At 60.8% G+C, this 24,491-nt stretch carries 25 protein-coding genes; 5 read left to right on the top strand and 20 right to left on the bottom strand.

Annotated features, from left to right (window positions below):
* Positions 1-8 precede the first annotated feature (8 nt).
* The 8 genes from ACWNC0_RS18500 to ACWNC0_RS18465 are packed head-to-tail and all read right to left on the bottom strand — an operon-like array spanning position 9 to position 7,451.
* On the bottom strand, positions 9-1,553 hold the full coding sequence (locus tag ACWNC0_RS18500; RefSeq protein ID WP_449473718.1) for a hypothetical protein: 1,545 nt from the start codon (positions 1,551-1,553) through the stop codon (positions 9-11).
* Positions 1,550-2,566, bottom strand: coding sequence for a glycosyltransferase family 2 protein (locus ACWNC0_RS18495; protein WP_449473716.1), 1,017 nt, complete (start codon positions 2,564-2,566; stop codon positions 1,550-1,552). Before ACWNC0_RS18495 ends, ACWNC0_RS18500 begins: the two co-directional genes overlap by 4 nt.
* Positions 2,563-2,949 carry a GtrA family protein gene (locus ACWNC0_RS18490; RefSeq protein ID WP_449473714.1) on the bottom strand — a complete coding sequence of 129 codons (387 nt, stop codon included), beginning with the start codon at positions 2,947-2,949 and terminating at the stop codon, positions 2,563-2,565. The genes ACWNC0_RS18495 and ACWNC0_RS18490 overlap by 4 nt, the downstream gene beginning before the upstream one ends.
* A complete protein-coding gene (locus ACWNC0_RS18485) occupies positions 2,946-3,860 on the bottom strand; it encodes an NAD-dependent epimerase/dehydratase family protein (protein WP_449473712.1) in 915 nt (304 codons plus the stop codon). Before ACWNC0_RS18485 ends, ACWNC0_RS18490 begins: the two co-directional genes overlap by 4 nt.
* Complete coding sequence (gene rfbG, locus ACWNC0_RS18480) at positions 3,857-4,951, bottom strand: CDP-glucose 4,6-dehydratase (RefSeq protein WP_449473711.1); 1,095 nt, start codon at positions 4,949-4,951, stop codon at positions 3,857-3,859. The genes ACWNC0_RS18485 and rfbG overlap by 4 nt, the downstream gene beginning before the upstream one ends.
* Entirely contained in the window at positions 4,933-5,709 is a 777-nt protein-coding gene (gene rfbF, locus ACWNC0_RS18475; protein ID WP_449473709.1) for a glucose-1-phosphate cytidylyltransferase, read from the bottom strand. The genes rfbG and rfbF overlap by 19 nt, the downstream gene beginning before the upstream one ends.
* A gap of 37 nt (positions 5,710-5,746) precedes the next feature.
* Positions 5,747-6,610, bottom strand: coding sequence for a transketolase family protein (locus ACWNC0_RS18470; RefSeq protein ID WP_449473707.1), 864 nt, complete (start codon positions 6,608-6,610; stop codon positions 5,747-5,749).
* Entirely contained in the window at positions 6,603-7,451 is an 849-nt protein-coding gene (locus tag ACWNC0_RS18465; protein WP_449473705.1) for a transketolase, read from the bottom strand. Before ACWNC0_RS18465 ends, ACWNC0_RS18470 begins: the two co-directional genes overlap by 8 nt.
* A gap of 60 nt (positions 7,452-7,511) precedes the next feature.
* On the opposite strand from ACWNC0_RS18465, the gene ACWNC0_RS18460 reads away from it, so the two are divergent.
* The 4 genes from ACWNC0_RS18460 (at position 7,512) to ACWNC0_RS18445 (ending at position 10,662) form a co-directional block, all read left to right on the top strand.
* Entirely contained in the window at positions 7,512-8,432 is a 921-nt protein-coding gene (locus ACWNC0_RS18460; protein WP_449473703.1) for a class I SAM-dependent methyltransferase, read from the top strand.
* Positions 8,433-8,535: 103 nt separating this feature from the next.
* Positions 8,536-10,047, top strand: coding sequence for an ArnT family glycosyltransferase (locus tag ACWNC0_RS18455; protein WP_449473701.1), 1,512 nt, complete (start codon positions 8,536-8,538; stop codon positions 10,045-10,047).
* A gap of 62 nt (positions 10,048-10,109) precedes the next feature.
* Positions 10,110-10,361: a type II toxin-antitoxin system RelE/ParE family toxin gene (locus ACWNC0_RS18450; protein ID WP_449473699.1), complete on the top strand. Its 252-nt coding sequence runs from the start codon at positions 10,110-10,112 to the stop codon at positions 10,359-10,361.
* 13 nt (positions 10,362-10,374) lie between these two features.
* Positions 10,375-10,662, top strand: coding sequence for a HigA family addiction module antitoxin (locus tag ACWNC0_RS18445; RefSeq protein WP_449473697.1), 288 nt, complete (start codon positions 10,375-10,377; stop codon positions 10,660-10,662).
* 95 nt (positions 10,663-10,757) lie between these two features.
* On the opposite strand, the gene ACWNC0_RS18440 is transcribed toward ACWNC0_RS18445, so the two are convergent.
* From ACWNC0_RS18440 to ACWNC0_RS18410, 7 genes are all read right to left on the bottom strand, one after another.
* Positions 10,758-11,795 carry a tyrosine-type recombinase/integrase gene (locus ACWNC0_RS18440; protein ID WP_449473695.1) on the bottom strand — a complete coding sequence of 346 codons (1,038 nt, stop codon included), beginning with the start codon at positions 11,793-11,795 and terminating at the stop codon, positions 10,758-10,760.
* 48 nt (positions 11,796-11,843) lie between these two features.
* Entirely contained in the window at positions 11,844-12,245 is a 402-nt protein-coding gene (locus ACWNC0_RS18435) for a transposase (protein WP_449473693.1), read from the bottom strand.
* Between the two features lie 534 nt (positions 12,246-12,779).
* Positions 12,780-13,517, bottom strand: coding sequence for a PP2C family protein-serine/threonine phosphatase (locus tag ACWNC0_RS18430; RefSeq protein WP_449473691.1), 738 nt, complete (start codon positions 13,515-13,517; stop codon positions 12,780-12,782).
* The gene (locus ACWNC0_RS18425; RefSeq protein ID WP_449473689.1) at positions 13,514-14,524 is read right to left on the bottom strand and encodes a type VI secretion system-associated FHA domain protein; all 1,011 of its coding nucleotides are present in this window, start codon (positions 14,522-14,524) and stop codon (positions 13,514-13,516) included. Before ACWNC0_RS18425 ends, ACWNC0_RS18430 begins: the two co-directional genes overlap by 4 nt.
* A complete protein-coding gene (locus ACWNC0_RS18420; protein WP_449473687.1) occupies positions 14,524-16,224 on the bottom strand; it encodes a protein kinase domain-containing protein in 1,701 nt (566 codons plus the stop codon). Before ACWNC0_RS18420 ends, ACWNC0_RS18425 begins: the two co-directional genes overlap by 1 nt.
* A gap of 61 nt (positions 16,225-16,285) precedes the next feature.
* The gene (locus tag ACWNC0_RS18415) at positions 16,286-17,020 is read right to left on the bottom strand and encodes a LysM peptidoglycan-binding domain-containing protein (protein WP_449473685.1); all 735 of its coding nucleotides are present in this window, start codon (positions 17,018-17,020) and stop codon (positions 16,286-16,288) included.
* A 5-nt stretch (positions 17,021-17,025) separates the two neighbouring features.
* Complete coding sequence (locus ACWNC0_RS18410) at positions 17,026-18,555, bottom strand: EAL domain-containing protein (RefSeq protein ID WP_449473683.1); 1,530 nt, start codon at positions 18,553-18,555, stop codon at positions 17,026-17,028.
* A 589-nt stretch (positions 18,556-19,144) separates the two neighbouring features.
* Here ACWNC0_RS18410 and ACWNC0_RS18405 point away from each other — a divergent pair.
* Positions 19,145-19,477 carry a hypothetical protein gene (locus tag ACWNC0_RS18405; RefSeq protein ID WP_449473681.1) on the top strand — a complete coding sequence of 111 codons (333 nt, stop codon included), beginning with the start codon at positions 19,145-19,147 and terminating at the stop codon, positions 19,475-19,477.
* A gap of 9 nt (positions 19,478-19,486) precedes the next feature.
* Here ACWNC0_RS18405 and ACWNC0_RS18400 read toward each other — a convergent pair whose 3' ends face one another.
* The 5 genes from ACWNC0_RS18400 to ACWNC0_RS18380 are packed head-to-tail and all read right to left on the bottom strand — an operon-like array spanning position 19,487 to position 24,355.
* Positions 19,487-21,550: a hypothetical protein gene (locus ACWNC0_RS18400; RefSeq protein WP_449473679.1), complete on the bottom strand. Its 2,064-nt coding sequence runs from the start codon at positions 21,548-21,550 to the stop codon at positions 19,487-19,489.
* 20 nt (positions 21,551-21,570) lie between these two features.
* Positions 21,571-21,774, bottom strand: coding sequence for a hypothetical protein (locus tag ACWNC0_RS18395; protein ID WP_449473678.1), 204 nt, complete (start codon positions 21,772-21,774; stop codon positions 21,571-21,573).
* Positions 21,767-22,564: an SDR family NAD(P)-dependent oxidoreductase gene (locus ACWNC0_RS18390; protein WP_449473676.1), complete on the bottom strand. Its 798-nt coding sequence runs from the start codon at positions 22,562-22,564 to the stop codon at positions 21,767-21,769. Before ACWNC0_RS18390 ends, ACWNC0_RS18395 begins: the two co-directional genes overlap by 8 nt.
* Positions 22,551-23,765, bottom strand: a complete 1,215-nt coding sequence (locus ACWNC0_RS18385) for a zinc-dependent alcohol dehydrogenase (protein ID WP_449473674.1) — start codon at positions 23,763-23,765, stop codon at positions 22,551-22,553. The genes ACWNC0_RS18390 and ACWNC0_RS18385 overlap by 14 nt, the downstream gene beginning before the upstream one ends.
* Positions 23,765-24,355 carry an SRPBCC family protein gene (locus tag ACWNC0_RS18380; protein ID WP_449473673.1) on the bottom strand — a complete coding sequence of 197 codons (591 nt, stop codon included), beginning with the start codon at positions 24,353-24,355 and terminating at the stop codon, positions 23,765-23,767. The genes ACWNC0_RS18385 and ACWNC0_RS18380 overlap by 1 nt, the downstream gene beginning before the upstream one ends.
* Positions 24,356-24,491: the final 136 nt, after the last annotated feature.

Here is a 24,491-nt window from a genome sequence, read left to right as displayed (position 1 = left end):
TGAAGTCATCAGCGGCCCTGCACTTTGAGGAAGGGCGGCCCCGGTGTATGCCATGGGCGGTCCCAGCATCGATCCCGCTCGACGGATCTCGCGCGATCGACGGGCATCACCCTGAAGGGTATCGAGTCACTAGGCGCGAAATAAGAACTGTATGAAGAATGCAATGTTGATTGGCGTTCCCATACGCCCCTCACCGAACAACGAGGTATTGGAGATGGGGCGAAGCGGAGGGCATTCGCAATGCCTACGACGCCGGTTACCGAGCCGAGGACGATAATCACGCAAAAGCTGAGTTTCTCGCGCCAGCCGACAATCCGCGTCGCCCAGTCGGCATAGGCCACCGCCAGGATCGCCAGCGGCACGATGGATGCGCGGGTTTGAAAATCGTTGAACATGCCGATGGCCCAATTGGGCATCAGGAAAAGGCATACAGCCGCGATGGCGAGGCTCGTCCGATCGACGCTATTGTTGCGGTCGAAGAGGGTAGGCAGGAGAAAGGGCACAACCTCCAACAGCATGATCACGATATAAAGGATCGCATTGGGAGGGCGCAGTCCGCCTCCCACGCTCGTCGAATCCGTCACCAGATAAAGAAGAGCCGGAACTGCGATCGCGGTCGCGATCAGGCAGAGCGATAGGTCGAGTCGGTTCCACGAGCGGGAGCCAATTGTCCGAAGCCCCGCGAAGAGCGCAAAAGGCACCGCTCCGAACAGAATGAGCGGCGACCATAATGCAACGAGTGGTAAGGTTGCGCCGAATATCCCGATTGGTACAAGATTCCTGCGCCACAGGAGATAGGTGAGAGCCGCGACCCAGCCAGCAAGAGCGTGCTGCGGGACCCAGAACAGTTGAGTGATATGAGCGCTATATTGAAAACCTGCGGCCCAATCTTCGATATGGTCCCACCGCGTATGGCCGGTGGCCCATTGCTCGATGAGACTACCCAGAATGTCGAGACCGCTGAACGCCACAAAGATGGTGACGGCAATCCACCGTGCGCGGCGCTCCTGAAACAGGACCGATCCCAGCGCGAACAGCAGGCCGAGTATCAGGCAGTTCTGCGCCAGCAAAATCCAGTCGCGGGCGACCTGGCTTGCACCGCCGAGCAGGGCAGGGAGCAGATACATGCCGATGGGCGCGCGTAATATCTGTGATCGACTGTCCAGCAAGTAATCGAAGGGCCACCGATGCGTCCCCATGTCGGCGAGTACCGCATCGCGAACCTGCCAGTCGGTAGGAGCGTAGAAAAGGCGTCCTTCTCCGCCGAGCATCAGTAGGATAGCAGCGACCGAGAGACAGATCAGGATGGTCGACAAGCCGATGCGGCATTCGCCTGGCGTCGCTCGGTAGGCCAAGAATCCAAGGAGTGCCGACCCAGTTACAGCAAGCGCCGCCACTAGCAGCGGCGGCTGGCCAAGAAAGCCCAATAGCAGCACATTGTCCAAGCCGAGCAAGGCAATGAGCATCGCCGCCAATGCGCGAAGCGGAACCGATATTGTTGATGTCGAACGTCCGGGGTTCGCCGCTGATTTCAGCGCTGGCGACAGCGTCACGCGGCCTCCACACCGATTTTCTGCGGCAGGCCGTGGACCGGGTTGTCAGCAGCCGCGTCCATCGACACAGCCTCCATATTGAGCCGCTCCCGCTCTACGACCAGTGGCCGTTTGCGAACCTGCGCATGGATCGACGTCACATATTCACCCAATATCCCCATGAAGGCGAGTTGAATGCCCGATAGGAAGAAGAGGGCGACGATCAGCGTCATCATCCCCCGCGGGGCGAGATTGGGCCATATGAAGTAAAGGCCAACCGAAGCCGTCGCGTAGAGCATGCAGAGCAGCGCCATTGCGATGCCGGCGAAGGTGCACAGGCGCATCGGCACGTTGGTGAAGCTGAAAATGCCGTTCAGCGCCTGATCAATCAATCGCGGCAGGTTGTTTTTGGAGATGCCGGATCGCCGTGCGGCCCAGGTATAAGGCACGATGACGCGACGGAAGCCCACGGAAGCGATGATGCCGCGGATATAGGGGTAATGATCGTCATGGCTCACGACCGCTTCCCATACCTTGCGGTCCAGAAGCTGGAATTCGCCGACATTCACCGGGATGTCGATGTCGCTGAAACTGCGTACTGTGCGGTAGAAGATTGCGCGGCAGGTACGAAGCGCAAGGCTTTCCTGACGGTTGACGCGGGCGCCCGCCACGACTTCCACACCACCTTCCCATAGCGTTACGAACTCCGGGATCATTTCTGCCGGGTCCTGGAGGTCTGCGGGCAGGAACACGACTACAGCATCTCCCGTCGCGGCGCGAAGCGCATTGAAGTTGGAGCGGAAGGGGCCGTAATTGCGCGCGTTCAGGATGACCTTCATCGAAGGGTCGTTCGCCGCCAGCAAACGCAGGATGTCCTGCGTACCGTCGCTGCTGTCATTGTCGGCGAAGATATGTTCCCGCTTGTAGCCCGCCAGCGGCGCGCCGGGTGCGAACAGGGCGGCGACGGCATCGCGGCAGACTTCGACATTGTCCGCCTCGTTGAAGCAGGGCGTCACGATGGAGATTGTCTTCATGAGGTCTGCTCCGGCGAGGCCGCAAACACGAAGCGGCGCATGGCAAGGAAGGTGAGGGTGAAGATGGGCAGGACGAGCGCCTGCGCCAGTAGCGGACCAAAGCCCGCGCGCATGGCAATCTCGAGTAACAGGATGTTGAGGCTGAGCATGAAGCCATAGACGATGAGGAATCGCGGCAGTCGGCGCAGTTCACGTGAACGGAACACGGCACTCGTAGTCAGGAAGTTGAAGAGGACGCCTGCAATCGTGCTGACCGTCACCGCCACGTGAGGCTTGATGCCCATCAGCACTTGGGCGCTATAGACGCTGTAGCCGAACAGCGTGTTGATCCCGCCCGCGACGAGGAAGCTGATGAAACGGCGATCAAGGGCGGGCATGTTCATGCGGCCTCCCTCAGGAAATCGACCACGCTGACAAGACCATCCTCGATCATGATGTGGGGGGTCCAGCTGGTCGCGGCGGTCAGGCGGCTGCAATCCCCTTCCAGATGCATGATTTGATTGGGGCCAAAGGGAATCTCGCCGAAGGTCAGCGGAAGGCCGGGGCAGGCAAGGTCGCGAATACGCTCGACGATCGACCGGACTGTAACCGCGCGACCGCTCGACAGGTTGAACACCCCTTGTGCGCTCTCCGTCACGGCGGCCGCCAATATGCCCTGCGCGCAATCGGCGATGTGCAGATAATCCCATTTTTGCGTGCCCACACTGGTGCGCGGCGCCTGGCCCGCAAGGATCTGGGCCGCCACTGACGGGATCAGCCAATTGGGATTGTCGCCGGGACCATAGGGCGAAAAGAGACGTAGCCAGGCGAAGCCAATGCCCGCCTCGCTTGCGCGTTGGCGCGTCAGATGGCAGGCGGAAAGTTTGGCCGCACCGTAGAGGAGGAAGGGCTGAGTTGCGGCGTTTTCGTCGATCCGACGATCATGCCTGCCATATTCCGCCTGGCTGCCGATACCGATGAAGCGACGGGTGCCTGCCGCGATAGCGCTGTCGAGCAGATCGACTGTCGTGCGGATATTATCGATCTGAATGTCCCCGGCGCGATTGGGACCGCCCACGCCCTCCCACGCAGAATGGATGACGTAATCGGGGCGCGCCTCTGACAGCACAGCGCGAACCGCATCGCGATTGGACAAGTCGGCGACGGCGATCTCACAGCGCCCCGCCAACGACACCGCGCGCGGAGACGAGGGATTACGCACCAATGCCGTGACCTGATGGCCCTCGCGGGCGGCCAGATCGGCGACGGCGGCGCCTACGAAGCCACTTGCACCAGTGACGAATATCCGGCTCATGCTGGCGCCATGGCGAGGAAAGCCTCTGCCTGCGCGCGAGTGATGGCGCGCTTGTCCTCAGCGCGATACCAGGCCGCTGTCAGCGCGAGTGCTCGATCAAGCGTAAGGCGCGGCCGCCAACCGAGCGCTCCAGCAGCGGCAGAGGAATCGAGCGTCAGCATCGCAGCTTCGTGCGGATGATCGCCGGGCTGCGCCGCCCAAGGCTGAGCTACACCCCAATGACGGCCCAGAAGATCGATGACGTCGCGGACCTTTGCCATGTCGGCGGGCGCCGGGCCAAAATTCCAACCCCGCGCGAAGCGGACGGGATCGTCGGTCAGCGCTTCGGCCAACAGCAGGTAGCCCGCCAGCGGCTCGAGCACATGCTGCCAAGGGCGCACGGCTTCCGGATTGCGGATCTCCAGCGTTCGCCCAGCTGAGAAGGCGCGGATTGCATCCGGCACCAGCCGGTCGGCCGACCAGTCACCGCCGCCAATCACGTTACCGGCGCGAGCGGTGGCGAGACCAGTGCCCCGCTCTGTAAGGAAGCTGTCGCGCCAGCATGCGCTCACCAGTTCGGCGCAGGCTTTGCTGTTGGAATAAGGGTCATGGCCGCCGAGCGGCGCATCCTCGCGGTAGCCTTCGATGCGACCGTCATTGGCATAGCATTTGTCGGTCGTTACGGAGACGATCGTGCGAATGGACGGCGTTTTGCGACATGCCTCCATCACATGGGCGGTGCCCATGACATTGGTCTGATAGGTGGCGAGTGGATCGGCATAGGATGCGCGCACCAGTGGCTGCGCGGCGAGATGCAGGACGATCTCCGGCTCGGCTTGAATGATGATTGTCTCAACAGCGGATGCATCGCGAATGTCGGCGATATGATGATCGCAAAGCTCAGCGCCGCCGATCAGGTCGAACATCGCGGGCGTAGAGTCGGGTGTTAGCGAAAGGCCTGTGACGCGAGCACCGAATATATTGAGCAGGCCAAGCAGCCAGCTTCCCTTGAATCCGGTGTGGCCGGTTACAAGCACCCGTCGCCCAGCCCAGAAGCGGGCGTTCGGCGTAAGCGCCACCGCGCCGGCGCGCTCTAGTGCCAGGTTTTCCATGGGGCCTCTTGCCGTTCCCACATGCCTTCAAGCATCTGCCGATCGCGCAATGTATCCATCGGCTGCCAAAAGCCGTTGTGGAAGAAGGAGCGGAGCTCGCCATCCGACGCCAGACGCTCCAGTGGCTCGCGCTCCCAGACGCAGCTATCGGAATTGTTCAGGTAATTTCCGATGGAGCGATTAAGCACGAAAAAGCCGCCATTGATCCAGCCGGCTTCATCCAGAGGCTTTTCAGCGAAGGCCGCGACGCGGTCCCCTTCGAGGTCAAGCTGACCATAGCGGCTGGCGGGACGCACCGCCGTCACGGTCGCCTTGCGCCCATGCGAGCGATGGAAATCGATAGCCGCGCCGACGTTGAGATCGCTGACGCCATCGCCATAGGTCAGGCAGAAATCCTCGTCATCGCCGAGATATTGCATCGCCTGACGCAACCGCCCGCCCGTCATGGTCTCCGCACCAGTGTCGATCAGGGAAATCTTCCAATCCTCGCATGCGTTGCGATGCACGTCGGTCGTGCCTCGCCGCAGGTCGATCGTCACATCCGACATGTGGAGGGCGTAGTTGAAGAAATATTCCTTGATCATGTAACCCTTGTAGCCGAGGCACACGATGAACTCATCCACGCCATGCTGGGCATAGATTTTCATGATGTGCCACAGGATCGGCTTGCCGCCGATTTCCACCATGGGCTTGGGCCGGACCGATGTTTCTTCGGCGAGGCGGGTGCCTAGGCCCCCTGCAAGGATGATCGCTTTCATGGGTCAAATCCTATGAACAGGCGTAGTTAAAAAAGGGTTATGCAGCGAGCCCGCCAATCCGGTTGAGTGCGGACTGACTGGCCACCAGGTCGCAGATTTCCGCAGATAGGGCGATCGGCTCGATGCAGGCGGCGGCAGCCGTGCCCGCCACCGATTCCATCAACCATGAACCAAAGCCGCCGTCCACGAGATGATCTTCCAGCGTCGTGACGCGGGCATGCTGCGCGATCTGGGCAGGCTGGTCCGCCTTCGCGGCCATGCTCCACAGCGGAAGGGACCACACGGCCCGGCCATCTGCCTGCCCGATGGCCGCGCCCAGAGCCGCGCCGGTCGAGAGCAGGACGGAGCCTTCGCCGCCGTCACGCACCTTGACCCAGCGCCCAAGCGCAATTTCGGGGATGCTGTCGTGGAAGCGTGGCTCTCCAGCCTTGCCGAGCCGCAGATAGGAAGGGCCGGGATTGTCGATTAGCCAGCGCAAGCAGGCGCGGGTCTCTAGCGGATCACCCGGCGCGGCGATCGTCATGTTGGGCATGGCGCGCATCAGGGCGTAGTCCTGCACGGCATGATGGGAATAGCCGAGCGCGCCATAGGATACGCCTCCACCTACAGCCACCACGGTGACGGGCAGGCGATGATGATCGACGTCGTTGCGGATCTGCTCGGCGCAGCGGAAGGTCGGGAAATTGGCGATCGAGTAGGTAAAGACATGATAGCCCTCACTCGCCATGCCGGCGGCGAGACCCGTCATATTCTGTTCCGCGACGCCCGCATTGATGAAGCGGTCGGGAAAACGATCGGCAAAAGGCTCGATCACGTTGAAGCCCAGATCGCCGACGATGAGGGCGATATTGTCGTGCGTCGCGGCGAGCGTCGTCAGCTCATCGATGAAGGCGTCACGCACGGCCATTCTCCCCTTCGATTTCAGCCAGCGCCGCTTCCAGCAATTCAGGGGTGGGATTGCGATAATGCCATTCCACCTTGTTCTCCATGAAGCTGACGCCCTTGCCCTTGATGGTATGGCAGATGAGCATCATCGGCTTGCCAACCGCCCACGGTGGCCCCTCCAGTGCAGCGGTGAGCGCCTCATGATCGTGCCCATCGGCTTCACGCACGGCCCAGCCAAACGCTTCGAATTTTGAGTGAAGGGGTTCGAGCCGCAAGGTTTCGTCCACCGTCCGCAGGCTCTGCAGCTTGTTATAGTCAAGGATGCAGATGAGGTTGTCGAGTCCATGATGCGCCGCGAACAGCGCCGCTTCCCAGTTGCTTCCTTCGCCCCATTCCCCGTCGCTGGTAAGGACGACCGTGCGCCAGGCCTCTCCTCGACGCTTGGCCGCAAGCGCCTTGCCCGTCCCGAAAGGAAGGCCGTGCCCCAGCGCACCAGTGGAAAACTCGGCGCCCGGCACCTTGTGGCTGATGTGCGCCATCAGCATTGATCCGTCGGTGCCATATGTTTCGAGCAGCGCGGGATCGATGAAGCCGGTTTCGGCCAGCGCGGCATAAACCGCGACACAGGCATGGCCTTTGGACAGGATGAAACGGTCCCGCTCCGGGTGGCTTGGCGCTGCTGGATGGACGTGCAAGGCTCTGCCGTAGAGCACTGCCATGATATCGGCGATCGAGAGGGCCGATCCGATGTGAGATGCTTTGGCTCGCGTGACCATGCGCAGGGCCTGGCCACGAATGCGCGCGGCCAGCGTGAGGGTCTCAAACGGTCGCGCCGCAATAAGCTGTGCTTCTTTCATGCCCCACATTCCCCCGATATGGTTAACATTTGCTCAACCAAGATGCACTAGGCAGATTGCATGAATTACGAACCCATCGTTGCCGCTCGCAACTGCCCTCTCTGTGGAGCCGGGCCCGAACAGGCCGAACCCTTTCTGTCGGATACGCGGGACGAGAGCCGGGTCAGTGCGTCGAGCTTCGCGTCGCGCAAGGTACCGGAATATATGAGCCACGCCATGGTGCGCTGCCGATCATGTGATCTGGCCTATGTGGATCGTCCGCCGACCGTCGCCTCGTTGGCGGCGAGCTATCACGAGGCTGATTATGACAGCGCCGACGAGGCTGAAGACGCTGCCGACGCCTATGCGCGCGCGCTAAGGCCGGTGCTTGAAAGATTGAAGGGGCGGGGGGCTGCGCTGGAAATTGGGACGGGAACCGCAGCCTTTCTGGAACGGCTTGAAAATGCCGACTTTTCCGAACTGGTAGGGGTAGAGCCATCCAAGGCCGCCATCGCTGCCGCGCCGGCACACCGTAGGGCATGGATCCGCGAAGGCATTTTCGAAGAAGAGGATTTCGCTGCCGACAGCTTCGACCTCATCTGCTGCTTCATGACACTGGAGCATGTGCAGGACCCAGGCGCGCTTGTAGCTTCGGCTTATCGCTTGCTGAAACCGGGAGGTGTGTTCGTCGGAGTCACACATGACCGCCGCGGGATGCTCAACCGCCTGCTGGGGCGACGGTCACCCATCGTCGATATTGAGCATATGCAGCTCTTCTCGGCGGAAAGCGCGCGCCGCCTTTTACAGATCAACGGTTATGGCAATGTCGGCGGCGCAAGTTTCTGGAACAGTTATCGTCCCAGCTACTGGTTGCAGCTTGTGCCGATGCCCGATGGACTGAAGGGCGTGCTCACCCGGATGGTGCGCGGCTCCTGGGTGGACCGTCGGCGGCTCTCCGTGAATGTCGGCAATTTTATGAGTTGGGGGTTCAAGCGTTCCTGAGCCCCAGCTTATTTGGTTCGGCAATCTTTTGCGGCCCGGTGGTTCGCAGGATTTTCGCTAGACTGGTTCCTTCCTTTATCTTCAGATTTTAGTGGGGCTTAAGATGATGATCGGAAGCCGGATCAACGCTCGGTGGTTATGGAATGTGCGATTTTTAGCGGCGCTGCTCACGACGTTCGCAATATTCTTTTACCTCGTAGGCAGACCAATCCCGGTAATTATCTGGGACGAAGGGCGCATCATTATCAGCGCCATGGAGATGCGGCATAGTGGTCTCAGTCTGGTGACAACCTATGACTACCACCAGGATCTGTGGAATACCAAGCCGCCTCTGCTCGTCTGGCTCATGACGGGCAGTATGGCTTTGTTCGGAAGCACGGAGTTTGCGCTTCGGCTTCCATCCGTCCTCAGCTCGATTGGCACGGTTTTGCTGGTCATGCTTTTTCTGCAACGGATCACGTCTTCTGCGATGATAGCCGCCTTTGGCGGCATCGCGCTTGCAGCAAGCATCAGTTTTTTTGGAGAACATGGCGCGCGAACAGCGGATTACGACGCCCTGCTGACCTTCTTTACGACTGGTTATTTGATGCTGCTCTTTTTCGCAGCGCATCGATTGCGTCCGCCTCGAGGCTGGCTGCTGCTGGCTGGCATCATGGGGGCTGGTGCTCTCATGACCAAAGCTGTCGCAGGCGCAGTTCCAGGTGCCGGGTTCCTGCTCTATTTGTTGGTTACCCGTCGTTTCCAGAAGGTGATCAAGAATTCAGACTATCTCATTGGGGCAGTCCTCGCGGTCGTTCCTATTCTGCTATTCCTGGTCCTGCGCGAGCGGGCCGATCCTGGCTATCTGAACGCCATGATTTACAATGATGTCAGCGGCCGTTTCAAAGAGGCGCTGGATGACCATGCCGGACCGCCTTGGTATTATGTCGATGGCACGTTCTTCAGCGGACTGTTTAGCCTTGGCGTGGCGGCTTTGCTTTCTCCCTTCGCGTTGCCGGTTGCAAAGGGACGGGTACGCCTCGCTCTGATCTTTTCCTTGTGTGTCGCCCTTGCGCAACTTGTCGTAATCACGATGACGAGCACAAAACTCAGCCATTATTATCTGCCGGCATACCCATTCATTGCCATCGCGACCGCACTTGCCGTTCACGCCATTCTTGGCCGTTTACGTGCACAAGTTAAATCTGGAGCAGCACCACGCCACAGGCTTTGGCTGGCCACGACAGTGTCAGCATTGCTGCTCACATTTGGGGTGGCGCGGGCAGTTCATGTTGATCACACATTGCTGTTCGAACGTGAACATTATCCCCGTTCGCGCTACGGCGCTCTTTTGGAAGCGCTTTCCCACGAACGTGCGCCGGTGCTGGCGATCGAGCCTGGCTGGAGTATCCCCGACGATCCCCATTATGCACCTGAACTGCGCTACTATATGATGGTCGCCAGTGAAAGCGGGCGTGTTGTGAAGCAGGCTGGCAACCTGCATAGTCTGGATTCCACACCCTCCGGTACGATTGTCGCGACCTGTCATCCAGAGATTGCGCCGATCCTCAAGGCGCGACTGACGACAATTGTGGTTGAGAAGGATGGCTGTGTAGTAAGTCGGAAGGATGCCTAAACAGGCCAAGTGAATGGGAACTCGTCTGACATTTCGGTTACCGCTGCCGTGACCCAAATCCAGTGCCGCAGGGAATTGGTAAGGCGGGCAAGGGCTTCCCTTCCGATTTGTTTCGGGTTGCTGTCCGCAAAGTCGCTATGTTGGAAGCTGCTATAAAGCTGGATGATCTCCGTGCTCCACCAGCCAACCGATTAAAAGCTCTTTCCGGCGACAAAGCAGGGCAACATTCGATTCGGATCAATCACCAGTGGCGTATCTGTTTCACTTGGTTCGACAATGGCCCGGAAAGTGCTGAAATTGTGGACTACCATTGAAAGGAGAACGCTCATGACCATGCTGCAAGTGCCGGTCCATCCCGGCGAAATCCTTAAGCATGAATTTTTGGAGGAAATGGGTATTAGCGCGGGAAAGCTGGCAAAGCATATCCATGTACCCCGCACGCGGACCGAGCGCCTATGTGCGGAGGAGACTTCCGTCACCATTGATACCGCTATGCGGCTGGCGCGGGCGCTTGGCACGACCGCTGCGTTCTGGCTAAACCTTCAGGCGCATCATGACCTGCTGGTGACGGACGCCGCGGACATAAAGGAAATACAGCCGCTGCTTGCAGCCTGACCTTTTATCACGCCGTCCCGAGCGGGCTTTTTTCAGCGTGAAGCGAAAAAGTGGAGTCGGTTCTCGCCGCCGATTCTACCTTTTGGCCGCTCCCTTCAGCTCAGATTATTGATGCAGCCCCACATATGATCCACGCTGACGCTGGAATAGCGCTGGACCATCCGCAGTGACTTCCAGCCGCCCATGTTCATGATGGTGATGAGGTCTATCCCGGCCATCACGCAGTGGGACGCCCAATGGTGGCGCCAGTCATGGACGGTGAAATCCTCGATCCCCGCGCGCGTGCAGGCGGTCGCATGCTGGTTCCTGATCGGGTTGCCGCCGGGGATATTCGCCTTGCGCGTGTCCGAATAAGGCTTGCCAAACCGGTTGAGGAAGACATGGCCCTGTGTCGGCTGTCCTCGTTTTTCCCAGATCGGGTGGAGCACATCGAACACGCGGGAATGCATCGGCACCGACTTGATGACCGCGTTTTTGCTGTGGTTGAGCCGGATGGATCTTTCCTTCATGTCCACTCCATCGACGCCCCACGGGATCTGCAATGCCGTCTGGATCCGCGGACCCTGGAAAGCCAGCATCGTGATGATCGGCTGGATGTGAGGGGAATAGGCGGCGATCAGCCGATCGCGGACCTCCTTGCTGACGAAGCGCACCCGCTCATTGTTGAATGGGATTGCCTTGATCCGCAGCGGCGGGAGGTCGTGCAGATCATAATGGACATTGATCGCCGCCTGAAACACCGAGCGATAACGATCCTGACCACCCGGGTCATGGCCGGTCAGGTAAGCCCGGCGAAAATGCTCCCACGCCTGCTTGGGTTCGCGCAGGCTGAAGTCGCCGATGATGCCATTCAGTTTGCCGACGCGCAGGATGTCGGATGCGCAAGGAGGCTTGGCCTTTGACAGATAGCTGTCGAAGGCATCGGCGATGGTTCCCTGAGCGACAAGCGCAGCGGGACCGAACATGAGCTGGTGGCGCAGCTTCGTTTCATGTTCCGCCATCAGATGAGCCGCGGCATCGCGATCGGTTGTCCTGAGGCTGAACTCCTGGACCTCAATATGCTTGTCGCCAAGCGAAACCGAGCCTCGGATGTAGTATATGCCTTTCTTTCCACGGGTACGGATTGAGAGCATGTGATCTTTTCCAGTCGCATGTGATTTTGCGCCTTCCCCGCACGGATTTTATCCGCATTCCTGAACGTGGGGCACGCCATGTTTCGTGAAGGTCTGGCGCATTCCGGTGCATGCACGGCGGTGGCTATGCCGGGCTGGTGCAGAGTGTCGCGAGACCCGAAGGGGCTTGTGTCTGTTTCGGAGGATCGCGGGCTCTATGGGGGGCGGAGGCTGCGTGTCGTCTTTTGCTTGCTGACAAGACTGCCTGCTCTGCCGTGGCACAGCACCGTTTTGCAGCCCCAAAATCTGCCGCCGCCACCTGTAAATCTGGTTCGGCCGCAGATCCGCACGGCGGGCAATCTCCGCCACGTTCGCCCCAGGAGCCGCAATCGCCGCCACCAGCTGCCGCTTCTGTTCGTCGCTCCACACCCGGCGCCGCTCGGGCCCCGAAATTACCGTGATCTGGCTCATCGCACCGTCCTTAGTATCGGTGCGAACACCGGCGCTTGCACCGGTGCTATGTCAAAATATCAGGCGATCGCCACAAGGCGGCCCTCACCGGAGCGATACGGCTTGACGACGGGTGAAACGAAAATGTTGGACATTGCAGTCGAGGAGATTCCTTGGCGCGACCTGATTGCGACGCGGAGTATCCGATCCAGCGCAGGTGGGGCCTCCGCCTCCACGAACCTTTGTAGCCGTTCAGCCACCCTGTCATGTCCGAAGGACAGCTTTCAAGCTGTGTGGCGGGGCAGGGCAGGGTTGAGAGAGGCAATATTGAAACACTGCATCCTAAAGCAAGTGGCAGGCGCTAGGACGCAGCCGCTCCTGCGTAGCAGTTCGATCTCGTCGCAGCAGCGGAGCCCGCGTCTGGTCATGCCCCATGAGGTGTGTCGGGCAATGCGGAACAATGTGTCTTGGGCTTGGGCCAAGGTAAGATGGTACGAAAATGCGACAGTTGATATCGTCAGATTGATGTCATGGAAGAATGGTACTCACCCCACCCTAACCCACCATAATCAGCGTTAGATTGTCGCGGCCGCCTGCTGCCAGGGCGGCGGTCATGATCATCTTCATGATTTCTGCAGGCTGCTCGCGCATAAATCCGGCAAGCTGCGTATCATCCAGTTCGCCTGTGATGCCGTCGGAACAGAGGAGGAATCGATCTCCGGAGCGTATGTCCGTGGTGGATAGATCAATATCTACCCCTTCATCCACGCCGAGCGCGCGTGTGATAACGTTGGTCTGCGGGTGACGCGCAGCCTGTTCGGCACTGAGCGCGCCCGCATCGAGTAATTGCTGCACCACGCTGTGGTCGCGCGTCAGCCGTTCAAGATGGCCGTTGCGAGAGCGATAGACGCGGCTATCGCCCGCCCAAAAGATATGCGCATGGGCTTGGCTCAGCCAAAGCGCGGCGATGGTGCACCCGCCGCGCAGGCCACGCTGTGCCATATGTGCGTGGATGTCGGCGTTGGCGTATCGTAGCGCCCGGCTAATGGCGTCGGTATCCAGCGGCGTGGGGCTTTGGCACAGGGCGGCGAGGGCGCGAACGGTCATTGTCGCGGCAACATCGCCTGCGTCATGCCCTCCCATGCCGTCCGCGACCGCCCAGAGACCGTGTTCCGGCGCTTCAAGATAGCGATCTTCGTTGAGCAGCCGGACCTTGCCGATATGAGTGCGCGCGAAAGAGCGGCGGGAAGAGTCTTTGGGCGGGCGACCGCCCATGGCGTGCAGGGGGCTCATATGTCGCGCCCTTGCTGCTGCGCGCTGGTTTCGCCATATGCCGCGACGAAGGCGTCGTTGAGGACGCCTGACTCGCCGCTCAACTCGGCAGCCAAAACCGCATGACGCCGACACGCTTCCTCCCAGCAGAGCGTGGCGCGGCCCTTGAGCAGTGAACTCTGCCCTTGGGTGGCAGAAGCGATAGTGGCCGGGTGAAAGCTGTCGATGGCGGCGGTTAGGCTTTGCTGAAATCCGCGGAACGTTGCGACCAGATGCTTTTTGATATCGCGAAAGGACGCGTTGAGCGCGTCTGGACCTGAGAGGAAACTCGCTTCGCTCGCGAGCAGCAGGTCGATCGCCAGCCGCTGAGTCGGTGCCCATTTGAACGGATTATTGTCCGCGCTGGTGATGATGGTCTGGGCAAGCTGATACTGGCCGCGCACGCGATCCCGTTCGGCAAGCAGATCGCCGACGCCGAGCACCATCTGGCGATAGACGGCGCCTGCGCGCCGCAGGATTTCGGCCGGGTCTTCGGCGCCAAATTGTGCCGCCTCTATGCCTGCGCCTTCGCAAAAGGCTTCGAACATAGTGCCTGCCGTGATCGGTGCCACATTTGGGGCATCGGTCCAGTCACTGGGCACGTCGATGCAATGACCGAGCGGCGGCATCATCAGAAGAGTGCCGTTTTCAGGAGAACCGGCGGCAGACGCTTGCGGCGCATAATCGGCGGCAAGGCGGTAGCGGCCGAGCAGAATGGATTGGGGCAAGGTGAGCGGAATATCCTCGCCGATGGGCAAGCGATCCTCGGTCGCGGCATCGAAGACGCCGTTCGTACCAGTGCAATGAAGCAGAAGCCGTCCATTTTCGACCCGCATGGTCAGATGCGATCGCGAAATTTCCCGGTCGGGATCGATCATCACCCAATCGGAAGCAGGGTCGCGTCCGACAGTGAGGACGCCGTCGGTGAGAAAGCGGGCATCGACCGGCGTGAGCGCGTCATCCTTGTCGAACAATCGGAAGATGTACATCAGCTCTTCCTTTTCCACCCGGCAGGATCGGCCGCCACGACAGGATCGATCCGGGTCATCAGCATCGCATGCTCCGCGTCAGCGAGGGCGGTGGCGACATAATTCTGCCGGTCAGCCATGGACGCGACCATGCGGTTCATCGCGTCGAACAGATCGCCAATTTCATCCTTGCGCCGGTGCGAGATGCGGAAGGACAGGTTGCCAGCCGTAACATCCTCGAGCGCCCGTTGCAGCCTACGGAGCGGACGGCTCCAGATGCGCACGCTGGCCGCGCTGCATATGCCAAGGACCAGCGTCACGAAGACCGCGAACCCGGCGAAGAGCAGGCTGGCGGTGCGCTGCGCCTGATCGAGAGGGCCGCGTTCGATTACAACATCCACCTTGCCGAACGGAACCCCTGCATAGCGTACCGGCTGCACGAAGCGGATGCCCCCCTGTGTCTGGGTCACCGCAGAGCCTGCGATGGTAGGCAATGGCGCTTCGGCCGATGCCGTCTGTTGGTAGCGGGTGCCGAGCAGCCGGGGGTTGCTGGACGCGCGGATGATGTTGCGTTCGTCGGCGATGACGAGCTGGCGCAGGCTGGGGTCGCTGGCGGCGGCCACGGCGAATGCCTGCAAAGGCGCCCAATCCTGCTGAGCGGCGGGGCGACCCGCATTTTCCGCCACATGGAGTGCCGCGTTGCGGGCGACGAAGGATGCGATGGACGAGCCGGAGGTTAGGGCCATGTCCTGCATGACCATCTTTTCCCGTTGCACCACGAAGTTTACCCCGGTCCCGACTGCCAGCAGCACCGACGCGGCAAGCAGGAGCGGCATGCGGTAGCGCTGCATCCATCCTTCCTGGCGTTGGCCCAGATCGCCGGTCGCCGCGTCATGTTCGCGGCGAAGTGCCTGAGCGACCTCAGCAGCATTGGCAAAGCGCTGGTCAGGCTTCTTGGCCAACAGCTTGCCGATGAGAAAGCGAAGCCCCTTGGGGCAATCAGGGACCTGCCGCGCGATTTCGAGCGGCTGCTCCTGTGCGATCTGGATGGCGAGCGTGGCGAGGCCCGCGCCGGTGAAGGCGACCTTGCCCGTCACCATTTCATAGAGGACGACGCCCAGCGAAAAAAGGTCCGATCGCGCATCGACCGGCATGCCAAGCGCCTGCTCCGGGCTCATGTAGCGGGGCGTGCCGAGGACGGCGCCGACCTGAGTGCGGGCCGCCTGCCTCTGCGGGGACCCCACGTCGCGACCGTCGATCCTGGCGATGCCAAAATCGAGCAGCTTGGCGGTCTTGCCACTGTCGCAGATCAGGATGTTGGAGGGTTTAACATCACGGTGGACGACACCCTGCGCATGGGCATAGGCCAACGCGTTGGCGATTTGCGCGCCGAGCATGGTGACCTTGTCCGCCGTCATCCGGCCTTGCGCGGCGAGCAGTTCGTCCAGCGGGCAGCCATCAACATATTCCATCGCAATATAGGGCGTGCCGTCGGCCTCACCTACATCGTAAATGGTAACGATATTGGCGTGGCTGAGCATGCCGGCCGCCCGGGATTCACTCAGGAAACGCCGCGTAATCTCACTGTCGGAGCGGAATTCCGGCTTCAGCAGTTTGACTGCAATCGGCCGGTCTATGCTTGGGTCATGAGCGCGGTGAACGTGCGCCATCGCGCCTTCGCCAATCAGCTCATCAATCCTGTAACGTCCAACCCAGATCATGCGGCCAAATCCAATTTTGAGGCTGTGAAATGCCAAAAGGCCATTGTCGTAATGCTATTGGTCATCGCCGGGCCCTCACTGTTGCCTGAAGCCGCCGCGCGCGGTCCAGATCGCGCTCGATCAGCGCATTGCCGGGATCCAGGCGGAGGGCTTGACCGAGCAGCCTTACCGCGTTGCCGATCTGCCCCTTGTTGAGAGCCGTAAGGCCAGCTGAGCGCAACTGGGCAGCGCGGCGAGGATCGGCCGTGCGCGGCGCAGGCGGTGGAACGGCCCCTGTGGCGGATGGCGCGGGCTTGGTGGAAGGGGCAGGGGCGGGAGTTGGTTCAGGTCGAGGCCGGGACGGTGCCGGGGGCGCATCCTTTGGCCGGAGCCCTGGCACTCGGACGGTCTGACCCGGCTTGAGCGCAGCGGGGACGGCGAGCTTATTATAGCGTGCCAACAGATAGAATTTCATCCTGTCGCCGAGGAAACGCTGGGCGATATCCTGCATGGTGTCGCCGGGTTCAACCCGATAGACGAAGGCGGTGCCGCCCAATGTCGCGACCGCATCGGCGGTGATGCTCTCCAGCAGCTTGCGTGAGGAAGTGTCGGCAGGATCGCGTTTCAGCATTGCGGAGAGCTTCTTGCGCGCGGCTTTTTCCTCCCCCTGGTCGAGCAGGGATACGACATCGCCTAGTTCCTGGGCATTGCTAACCTGCTGCACCATGGTAGGGCGCACCGCCTGCCCACCGGGCTTTGAGGCGCAGCCCGCCAGGCCTAGCGCCACAATGGCGAGCAACAGGTTTGGCGCGTTCATCCTCATCAGGCGGTCCTTGCGTGCGTGATCTTTTTTGGGTGTAGGGGCGGGGCGTTTGTGCTGAACAGACTGGCGATCCTCTGCCGGTCGCGGGCGAAGGCGAGGAAATCGGTTTCAGGCAGCGGGCGGGCGAAGTGAAAGCCCTGGAAGAGGTTGCAGCCGTGACGGCGCAGCCAAAGCATCTCCTCCGTCCGTTCCACCCCTTCGGCCAAGACGCTGATGCCCAGGCCGCGGCCCAGTGCGATGATTGATTGACAAATCGCCTGACAGTCGCGGCGGCTGTCGATGCCGGTCACAAATTCCCGGTCTATCTTAAGCTTGTCGAAGGACAGCTTTTTCAGATGGCTGAGGCTGGAAAAGCCGGTGCCGAAATCATCGATGGAGATCGTTATTCCAAATGCGCGAATGCGCTCGAACAACTGCGCGGCCGTGCGGGAATCGGCCATGGCGATGGTTTCGGTCAGTTCCAGTTCCAGCAGACGGGCTGGTAGGCCGTGGCGGCCAAGCGTCCGTTCGACTAGGCTGTCAAAGCCGTCCCGTTCCAGCTGCTGACCGGAGACATTGACGGCGACCTTGACGTCCGGCAGGCCGGTTGCCGACCAGTTGCGCGCCGCGCGGCAAGCAGCGTCGAGAACCCAGGTGCCAAGCTCCCCCGCCAATCCGGCAGCTTCAGCCAGGGGGATGAACTCCGCCGGTGCGACTAGTCCGCGAACGGGGTGCCGCCAACGGATCAGGGCTTCGGCGCCGCAGACCGATTGCGTCCTTGCGTCAAGGAAGGGCTGGAACCACAATTCGAATTCGCCCCCGGTGATGGCGCGGCGCAGATCCTGTTCCAGTGCGAAGTCGCAACTTATAGCCTTCGACGCTGCTTCGATCGAGCCAAGCATATTGCTGTGGCGGCTGGCCAAAAGGGAAAAGGCGCGGGAAACCAGCTTTGCCGCCGGGGCCAGGCTGGGATCGCAGGCCATATGGCCCATACGGACCACAGGCAGCAGCTCTTCGCCGTCAATGAGAATGCGATCCTGAAGCGCGTAAGTGATGGCTTGCAGAGCGGTGGTAGCGTCCTCCTCGCTGGCGCTTGCGAACCAAAGCGCGAAGTGGGCTCGATCGACATGAGCCGCCATGCGCCCTGCGCCGGCCATGCGGCTGATCCGCTTGGCGATTTCGACAAGAACCCGGTCCGCCTTTTCAGGATCGATAGCGCTCAGCCGGTCAAAATCCGTAAATTCGATCATGCCGAGAACGCCTGGACCCTGGCTGATCACGTGAATCAACTTTTCCCGGGTGGGAAGCCCCGAAACGCCGTGACGTTGCACCTGGCGCGGAGCGATCGAACGGTTTGCTTCGATGAGGTTGAGGACTTCTGCGTGAATGGCGCGGGAAAGCGGATAGGCGGTCCCGGCGCGCAGTGCCTTACGGAGGCGAACGAGCCAGAATGTCTCGGCGGCGATGTGCAGGGATGCCGCACCAATAAAGATCGTTAGGCACAGCAAAGTAGCCGTCGGAAAGATCAGCATGCCAAGTAACACGGTCACGGATACCGCTGTCAGCAGCCATAATAATGGCCGTCCGTTTCCTCCCTGCATCCTGTGACCAGTGCGCGGCATGCTCATCCCTTTCGGGGGATGCGGTAACGGAAATTCTGAAACAGATGATTAAGGGAGGGGCAGCAAGCCCAGATTTTGCCTAATCTGGATTAATCGACAGATATTAAAAAATGTTTACCGGTGGGCTGCTGCCATTTCCTATCCTGGCGATATAGCAGCCGATAGCTCATGCCGTTGACTGATCGCCATTCCAGCCGCCAGTCAGAACGACAGCAATGCATGGTATGACACACGAGACGAATCCCAGCTGGATGACGCAATCTTTCGGCCACAGCGATGTCGCTGCTCTTGATCACCACTAGGTAACAGCGGCGAAGTTTGCTGCCAACGGCAAGGTTGAATATAGCCCGATCCGGGTCGCCGCTTAAAAAAGCGAACTGCCCAGATCTGAAGGGCTTAGCGGTCGCGCCGGGCGGGACGGTCAGGTATTTAGCAACTCCCCAGCTCCAGCCAACGGAAGCGGAGGTCCGGGCAAAGAATGATACCATCATTGGCCGGAAATTAGAAAGGGCCGCCAATGATGGCGGCCCTCGATAGCATAATCGGCGGATTACCGCTGCTGACCGCCCGAACGATCATCGCGGCGTTCCTGCTGATCCGGGCCGCCCTGCTGGCGCCGTTGGTCGTCCTGCTGATTCTGCTGGCAGGGATTCTGGGTCTGTCCGCCTCGCTGGTTACCCATTTGATTGTCTTGGTTCTGATTTGCCATTTGAGGATCCTCTCTCTCGCGCCGAAGTGGCACATTATCAAAACCCGCGACATCATGTGGCCGTTGCCGATGCCGACTCTTACCGACGTATCAACCGGACAGTTGAGCGCGGCAGGTCGGGTCCGTCGAAGCCCAACTTGACAAAGTCCTTCATGCCTTGAAAAGTCGCGCGCGCTCCGCGCCGTGAATCGCTTCCATCCGCATCGGCGCCCCTCTGACCCACAGCCGATCCACGATGATGCTTTTCCACCCGGCCGGCAGGATCACTGGCCGCCGTCCCCAGTCCGACGGATCGGCATCTGAAATTTCGATCCCCGGCAGGCCCAGCAGCATGGTCATCAGCATCCCGCCAATATTCGCCATGAAGGGGCCGGCAGGCACCTTGGAATCCGGATGATCCTCGCGATATTCCAGGCACTGGTGAAACCGCCCCTTGTCATAGGCGGCATAGCCCTCTTCAAACAGCTTGAGCGCCAGTGCCCGGTCCCCTCGCATCGCTGCCCAGACGGGATAAAAGGCAGGCAGCATCGGCGACCCCACATAGTCCGGCCAGTGCGACAGAAAAAGGTCGAGCGTCGCCTGTTCTTGTCGGGCGGTCGCTGGATAGTCCATCGGGAATAGGCCGGCGAGCGGGGAGGGGGTCGCCCCCTTGGGCTCGCTGATGCGGAACTCCTCATGCGAGGCGATGATGCCGTCACCGCGAACCGGCAAATGGAGATTGTCGGCTATGTTGCGCCAATTGGAAGGTATCTCCGCCCCGATCGAGAGGCCGATGCGGATCGTCCGGCGCAGCAGGTCATAGGCCGTCATGAGCGTGAAGCTGTCATTATCCGGCGGTTCGGGCACTTCGGCAGGTCCTGTCGCCCGCAGCAGTTCAAAACCGCGCGTCGTCTGCGTCAGGCGGGATGCCAGCCAGTCGGCCACGCCTGATAATATAGGCCAGCCTGTAGCGCGCAGATAGCGCATATCGCGCTCCGCCTCGGCTTGGAGCGCGAAGGCGCGCGCGACATGCAGTGAGACATGGGCCGCATGTGCCGCGCCCGATCCGCGACCGGGCGTCGCTTCCTCGCCCGAACGCGGTGCCGCCTCCCACGGGAAACACAGTCCATCCTTGTTATCGAGCATCGCATACATGCGCGCAGCACCAATATGCCGGGCGCGAAAGCCGAGCAGGCTGCGCGCCGCCGTGGGCTGGACGAGTAAAAGGGGCGGAACGCAGAAGGCGTCGATGTCCCACATCACATGCCCAAAATAATAATTATAATTGGGCCAGCTTGCGAGCCCGAACATCGAAGTCGCGGCGGGCGATGACCTGTGCGCGGAGCTGTTGAGATAGAAGAAGCCCGCGTCGATCAGACGTTGATGATCCGCGCTCGCGCCATCGACCACTATCCGGCTTTGCCACAACTGCCGCCAGCTTTCCCGATTGAGGTCGCGCAACTGGTCGAAACCCAGCTCCGTGCCCTTGGCAAGCCGGCGAACGGCCTCGTCCATGGGGCGATGATGGACAAGGGAGGGAACGAGGGCGGCGATCTGCTCCAGCCGCACCGTTCTACCACGCCTCAACTCGACCGAATATTCGGCCGTCAGCGATCCCGAGCCGTGCTTCTCCCGAAAGCAGGGCTCATCCTTAGCTTCGCGGCATTCGCTATGAAAAGCGATGCCGCAGCAACTGAACGCGCCCTCTGGTACCCAAAGCATCGCGCCTTCGCCCGACGCCGCTTGCTCACCCATCTTCCGCTCGTCGGCTCGCCCGCGCGAACCCCCCGTCGCAATCCCCGCGCGAAGCCGGACCGTGCAAGGACTATCGGCTCTCAATTGGATGCGTTGCAGCACCAGCGCAGGATCACTGCGGCTGGCAAAGGTCAGAACCTCGACGCGGAGCGCAACTTCGCCCACGTGAAACGTAAATCCGCTGAATAGCTCCCCGGCGGCAAAATCATATCGCTGTGTCGCGTCGCTGAACAGCCATGGCTGTTCAGTCAGCCAAGTCTCCCCGATGCCCATGTCGGCGGCAAGCGGATAAGGGATAGGGATGGCAGCCTCGACCGGCTCCTCGACATGCAAACCAACCACGCCGTTGACGATGGCGGAACCAGGCAACATCGGAACCTCGCGCACGCGAAGACCCACAAGGCCGTTAGCCACATAGGCCGGGAGGTCGTCGCCCCGAAAGCCATCAACCGGATCTGGACTGAGTGGCTCCCATCCCACGGATCACCTCGCTGTGGTTTTCAAGGACGGGAATCCCGCCGATCCTTTTCCGGATAATCCTCCGGCTTCACCGTGCCGACATTAGGGCGATCCTCGACCGCCTCCTGCCGCTGGCCACCGCCCGTCCGGGGGTCTTCCTTCTCCCGTCCCGGCAGCGCGTCACCCATCGGACCGCGCGGCGTTTCGGCATTGTCCGGCTTATGCTGTCCTTCGCGTTCACTCATCGTCATTCTCCTCTGCTGTGCCGGGCTCAGCCATCTTGCGATGCTGCTCAGCCAGGATAGACGCAGGCGTGACATGCGCGGCGGCGGCCTGAAGCTTGTTCTTCCAGCCCGAGACGATATGCACCTTGCCGGCCATGAGCGCGTCCCAGCCATCCTTGGCGACCTTGGCGGGATCATCCTTTTCGTCGGACCCCACCTTGGTATCCAACATGTCCGCCCGGTCAAAAAATTCCGTTTCCGTCGCGCCCGGCATCAGAGTGGTGATTGTGACACCCTCGGCATCCTTTATCTCATTGCGCAATGCATCGGCAAAGCTGTCGATAAACGCCTTGGTGCCATTATAGACCGCCTGGAAGGAGCCGGGCATGAAGCCAGCGATCGAGCCGGTAATCAGCACCTTGCCCTCATTGCGGGCCACCATCGGCTGGACGACCTTTTGTAGCAGATAAAGGGTGCCCGTGATGTTGGTGTCGATCACCCGCCGCCAGTCGGCGACCTCCTGCTCCAGAAAGCCATGGCCCAGACCTCGCCCGGCATTGGCGCACAGCAAATCCACCGTGCGCCCCTTCGCCGCGTCGATCAGTGTCTCGACGCCCTGTATCGTCGCGAGATCAGCCTCCACCGCTTCTACTTCCACGCCATGGCGACGGAAATCGGTGGCCGACGCTTCTATCAGCGGCTCGTCCGCCACGACCAGCAGGTCATAGCCATTCTGCGCGGCCAAATGGGCCAGTTCGAACCCTATACCTGTCGAGGCGCCGGTGACGATGGCGAATTTAGTGGCTCCCATCGCGGTTCTCCTCTTTCTGGCTGGCCGCCATGCCCGGTTTTAGCACGACCTTGGTCACTTCATTCTGATGATCGTGGAACATGCGATATCCCTCCGCCGCTTCTTCCAGCGGCAGGCGGTGGCTGATGAGGAAAGTCGTGTCGATCCTGTCCTCCATGATCGCATTGAGCAGGGCGGGCATATAATGCTGAACATGGGTCTGCCCGGTCTTGAGCGTCAGACCCTTCTCCATGAAGGCGCCCAGCGGAAATTTATCGACGAAGCCGCCATAAACGGCGGGCATCGACATGCGCCCACCCTTGCGGCAGGCGAGAATGGCCTGGCGGATGCTATGGGTGCGATCCGTGCCGAGGAAGGTCGATATCTTGATCTGGTCCCACACATTGTCGGCAAAGAAGCCATGCGCCTCCAGCCCCACCGCATCGATGCACGCGTCGGGGCCGATGCCGCCCGTCATTTCCATTAGCGCGTCATAGGTCTTGGTCTGCTCGTAATTAATCGTCTGCGCGCCGAAACGCGCCGCGAGTTCCAGTCGCCGAGGGAAATGGTCGATGGCAATGACCCGCTCTGCCCCCATCAGGAAGGCGGACTGGACCGCGAACAACCCAACCGGCCCGCAACCCCAGACCGCGACGGTATCCCCCGGTTCGATTCCGGCATTCTCGGCCGCCATCCATCCAGTCGGAAGGATGTCCGAAAGGAAAAGAACCTTGTCGTCTTCCACCCCATCGGGAATGACGATCGGGCCGACGTCGGAAAACGGCACGCGGACATATTCAGCCTGACCCCCGGCATAGCCGCCGGTCATGTGGCTATATCCAAACAGACCTGACATGGGCTGGCCGTAAATGGCCTGAGCGATGTCCTGATTGTCGGCGGGCAGGCTGTTGTCGCAAGCGGAATATTGATGCTTGCTGCAATGAAAGCATCCGCCGCATGCAATGGTGAAGGGAACGACAACGCGCTGCCCCTTCTGCAATGTCGATTTCGGTCCCGTCTCGACCACCTCTCCCATGAATTCATGGCCCAATATATCGCCCGACTTCATCGTCGGTATGTATCCGTCATAAAGATGGAGGTCAGAGCCGCAAATCGCCGTGGATGTTATCCGGATGATCGCATCACGAGAATTGATGATCTCCGGATCATCCACTGTCTCCACCCGAACATCATGCTTGCCATGCCATGTCAGCGCCCGCATCAGACCTCCTCCTCCTCAAATGCCTTGCGGGTGCGCGCCGAAGTCGCGATCTCGCCCGTCTCCATGAGTTGCTTGAACCGACGCAAATCGCGCCGCGCCTGAATCGCCGGTTCTCGCTGAAACATTTTGGCAATTGCCTTACCGATGATCCCAGCCGGGGGGTCATAAAGGATCGTCACGCTCACCCACGTTCCGCGCCCACCCGGCGCGTTCCGGAAGTCGATCCGGCCGCTATTGGGCACGTCCGCGCCATCCTCCGAAGCCCAGGCGATCGTCTCGTCGGGCCTGTCCTCGGTAATGGCGGAAATCCATTCCACCGTCTTTCCGGCGGGCGCCTTGACCGTCCAGTGGGTGCGGCCTTCTGCCACCGGCTCCACCGACACCACATTCTCCATGAACCGGGGCAAATTGGCGAAGTCCCGCCAGAAGGCGTAGAGCTCCGCCCTGGGGCGATTGATGGTCACCGTCTTGCCGACCAGCGTATCGCCCTTGAGTTCGATCAGTGTGTCGCCCGCCTGTTCGCTGCGATCTTTTTTGCTCGTGGTAAGTGGCGCGTCGTCGCTCGGGGGCGACGCCTTGTTGTCGGCCATGCTGAGCCTCCTGAAAGTGATTATGACGCCAACCAGCGGCAGTCGCCCTCGTTCCCTCTTTTCACGACGGACCCCCGCAAAAACAGCCGCAGATAATATAGGTTAACGCCTCTGCCTCTCCTGCGACGGGCTGCGG

This window comes from Sphingobium chungangianum (assembly GCF_977014255.1).
The sequence above is the reverse complement of the archived record's forward strand: the minus strand, read 5'-3'. Positions and strand labels throughout refer to the sequence as shown.